This is a genomic window from Mesorhizobium sp. M7A.F.Ca.CA.001.10.2.1 (assembly GCF_003998575.1).
GTDB lineage: Bacteria > Pseudomonadota > Alphaproteobacteria > Rhizobiales > Rhizobiaceae > Mesorhizobium.
This window is the reverse complement of record NZ_RZQY01000650.1, coordinates 1-3458: the sequence shown is the minus strand read 5'-3', so window position 1 is coordinate 3458 and position 3458 is coordinate 1. Positions and strand designations below refer to the sequence as shown.

General features: G+C 62.1%; 3 protein-coding genes. All 3 read left to right on the top strand.

Annotated features, from left to right (window positions below; all coding sequences use genetic code 11):
- A partial coding sequence (locus EN964_RS29205; protein WP_127277053.1) for a hypothetical protein occupies window positions 1-361 on the top strand: 361 nt, incomplete at its 5' end.
- 61 nt (window positions 362-422) lie between these two features.
- Window positions 423-2057 (top strand): terminase TerL endonuclease subunit, encoded by a 1635-nt coding sequence (locus EN964_RS29200; protein ID WP_236383317.1) that lies wholly within the window; start codon window positions 423-425, stop codon window positions 2055-2057.
- Window positions 2058-3335, top strand: coding sequence for a phage portal protein (locus EN964_RS29195; RefSeq protein ID WP_127266776.1), 1278 nt, complete (start codon window positions 2058-2060; stop codon window positions 3333-3335).
- Window positions 3336-3458: the final 123 nt, after the last annotated feature.

Here is a 3458-nt window from a genome sequence, read left to right as displayed (position 1 = left end):
GGTCAACATCCGGATCGCCAACGCTCTTGGCATCTCGCCGGCGACGTTGAAGCGGTATTTTAGAGCCGACATGAAAGAGCGCGACGCAATGCGCGATCGGCTCGATGCCAGGCGGTTTGAGATCGCCCTCGAGCAAGCCAATGCCGGCAACGTCACGGCCTTGCGTGAACTCGGCGCCATGATCGACCGCAACGACCGCATGACGATCGAGGCTTCCATGGGCAAGGGCAGCGACCAGCCGGCGGCATCGAAAGACAAGGTTGGCAAGAAGATGATCGACGAGCAGCGCGCCCATGCCGCAGACGCCGATCTGATGGCCGAGCTCGAAAGCGAAGCAGCCGCGCAAAATGCTCGCCATTGAGGCGTTGCCGCGGTTCGCCTGTCCAGATTGGTGGGAGCGTATCAAGGCCGGACAGACGCCAATGGCCGATGTCCCGCTCAACCAGGAGAAGGCGGCCAAGGCGCTGGCTTTCTTCAACAGGCTGAAGCTGCCAGACGTGCCCGGCAATCCGCCGCTGTCTGAGGCCTGTGGCGAATGGTTCCGCGATATCCTGTGCGCCTTCCTGGCGAGCGAGGATCCGGACACCAAGCAGCGCCTGGTCTGGGAACTGCTTTGCATGGTTCCCAAGAAGAATTCGAAGACGACCTATGTCGCCGCCCTCGGCCTGACCGCGCTGTTCATGGAGGAAGCGCCGAACCGACAGATGCTGATCGTCGCGCCCAGCCAGAACATCTCGGAACGGTGTTTCGACCAGGCGCAGGGCATGATCAGGCTCGATCCTCGGCTCGATGCCATCTTCAAGGTGCAGGATCACCTGAAATGCATCGAGCGCCGCAAGACCGGCACGAAGCTCGACGTCAAATCCTTCGACACCTCGATCGTCACCGGCGAAATACCGATCCTGACGATCATCGACGAGGTGCACGAGCTGGGCAAGAAAGCGAAGGCCGCGGCGGTCATGCAGCAGATCAGGGGCGGCGGCATCACCATGCAGGGTGGCCAACTGCTGATGATCACGACACAGTCGGACGAACAGCCGGCCGGTATCTGGAAGACGGAACTCGACAAGGCGCGCAAGATACGCGACGGCAGGGGCGGCCAGGCGCCGATCATGCTGCCGGTCCTATACGAGTTTCCTCCCGAGCAGCAGCGCGACCAGACGTTCTGGCGCGATCGCAAACACTGGAAATACCTGCTGCCGAACATCGGCCGCTCGATCAGCCCGCAGCGCCTGATCGAGGACTACGAGAACAACGGCTCGGCGACAGCCGAGACGGAACAGATCTGGGCCAGCCAGCATCTCAATATCGAGATCGGCGTCGGCATCGCCGGCGACGGCTGGCGCGGTGCCGAATATTGGGAAGAATGCGCCGACGAGACGCTGACGCTGGAAGAGCTGATTCGGCGCTCTGAAGTGGCCGTGGTCGGCGCCGATGGCGGCGGTCTCGACGATCTGTTCGGCGTCTGCGTCATCGGTCGCGAGAAGGTGACGCGACGCTGGCTGGTCTGGACCCATGCATTCGCGCATCCGAAGGTGCTTGAAATCCGTAAGGAGATTGCGCCGCGGCTGCTCGGCTTCGTCGAGGAAGGCTCGCTCACGCTGTGCGAGGTTTCGGCCTATGTGGCGAAAATCGCGGCGATTGCCGAACGACTGCTCGATGCCGGCCTGCTGCCTGAAAAGAACGCGGTCGGCTTCGATCCTAACAACATCGCCGCCTTCGTCGACGCGCTGGCCTTGAAGGAAATCACAGGGCTGATGCTGCACCGGCTGCGCCAGGGTCCGGCATTGTCTCCGGCCTTGTGGGGCCTGGAGCACAAGTTGAGCGACAATTCGATTAGCCATGACGGCTCGGCCATGATGGCCTGGTCGGTCGGAAATGTGAAAATCGAAGTCAAGGGCAACGGCAACATGGCAACCAAACAGGCTGCCGGCCGGACCAAGATCGATCCCGTCATCGCCATGCTTTGCGCGGCGATCCTGATGAGCTGGAACCCGGAGGCAAAGCCACGTGTCGATCTTGCTTCATGGCTCTCACAACCGGCCGCGGTGATGTAGATGGCGATCTGGAAATGGCTCACCGGCCGGTTGAACGTCACCTCCGATCTGGACAAGTGGCGTATGATGTGGGGCTTCGACCACGATTCCGGCCAGAACGTGACGCCGGACAGCGCCATGAAGCTGTCGACATGGTGGGCGGCGAAGCGGCTGATCTCGGAGACGATTTCCACCTTGCCCGCCGGCGTCTTCGCGACAGCATCGAATGATCAGCGCACGGCGCGAAAGGACCATCGGCTCTACGAGATCCTTCAGATCACGCCGAATGCCGATCAGACGGCGGTGGAGTTCTGGGAAGGGCGTATCGCCCCGCTTTGCGACTTCGGCAATTCGTATGCCGAGAAAAAATTCATCGGTGACAGGCTGGTGGCCCTGCAGCCGATGAAGGCCGAAAACACCACACCGCTGCGCGATTCGTCGGACCGGCTGTTCTATAGGTTCAATGACCGCGGCAAGAACGAAGACCTGCCGAAAGACAAGGTCTTCCACATCAAGGGATTCGCACCCAACGACGAGGACGAGGGGCTTTCGCCCGTCGCCTATGCCGCTCGTTCGCTTGGCGCAGCCATCTCGGCGGAACGGGCGTCCGCCCGGCTGTTTTCCAAGGGCCTTCGCAACAGCGGGTTCTGGAAGCCGCCGGTCACGATGGACAAGGATCAACGCCAGCAGTTCATGGACAATTACGTCAAGCCTTTCGAGGGCCACGAAGGCCAGGGCTCGGGCATCATCATGCCGCCGGGCTTCGATTGGCAGTCGCTCAACATCACGCCTCGCGATGCCGAACTGATCATGGCGCGCGGCTTCTCCGTGGAAGATGTCTGCCGCTGGATGGGTGTGCCGCCAATTCTCGTCGGCCATGCCTCGGAAGGCCAGACGATGTGGGGTTCCGGCGTCGAACAGATCATCCTCGGCTGGCTGATCCTTGGTCTGCGGGCCTACCTAAAGCGCATCGAATCAGCCGTAAACACGCGCCTGGTCACGCCGACCGACAGGGCCGCCGGCATCTATTTCGAATTCAACTTCGAGGGGCTCCTCCGCGCCGACAGCGCCGGCCGTGCCGCGCTGATGTCGTCGCTGGCGCAGAACGGACTGCGCACCCGGGACGAGTTGCGAAAGCTCGACAATCTGGCGCCCAAGCCGGGCGGCGACGTTCTCACCGTCCAGTCCGCCCTGGTGCCTCTTGACCAGATCGGAAAGCAGCAAAGTGACGCGAACTCGGTGCGCAATGCGCTGCGTGCCTGGCTGATCGAAGAGCGCGAGGAAAGGAAAGCGGCATGACCGTTCGTGACCTGCCGGCGATGCCGGCCATATCCATGCGCTCCGGTCTTGGATCTGAAATTTGCCCGTCGGCGCTTGGTCGCTGGCAGGCCGACATCCGTGCAGCATCCGACGATACCACCG

Bases quoted from the DNA above. Each gene is read 5' to 3' on its own strand.
- EN964_RS29200 (WP_236383317.1), top strand. From the start codon at position 423: ATGGCCGATGTCCCGCTCAACCAGGAGAAGGCGGCCAAGGCGCTGGCT.
- EN964_RS29195 (WP_127266776.1), top strand. From the start codon at position 2,058: ATGGCGATCTGGAAATGGCTCACCGGCCGGTTGAACGTCACCTCCGAT.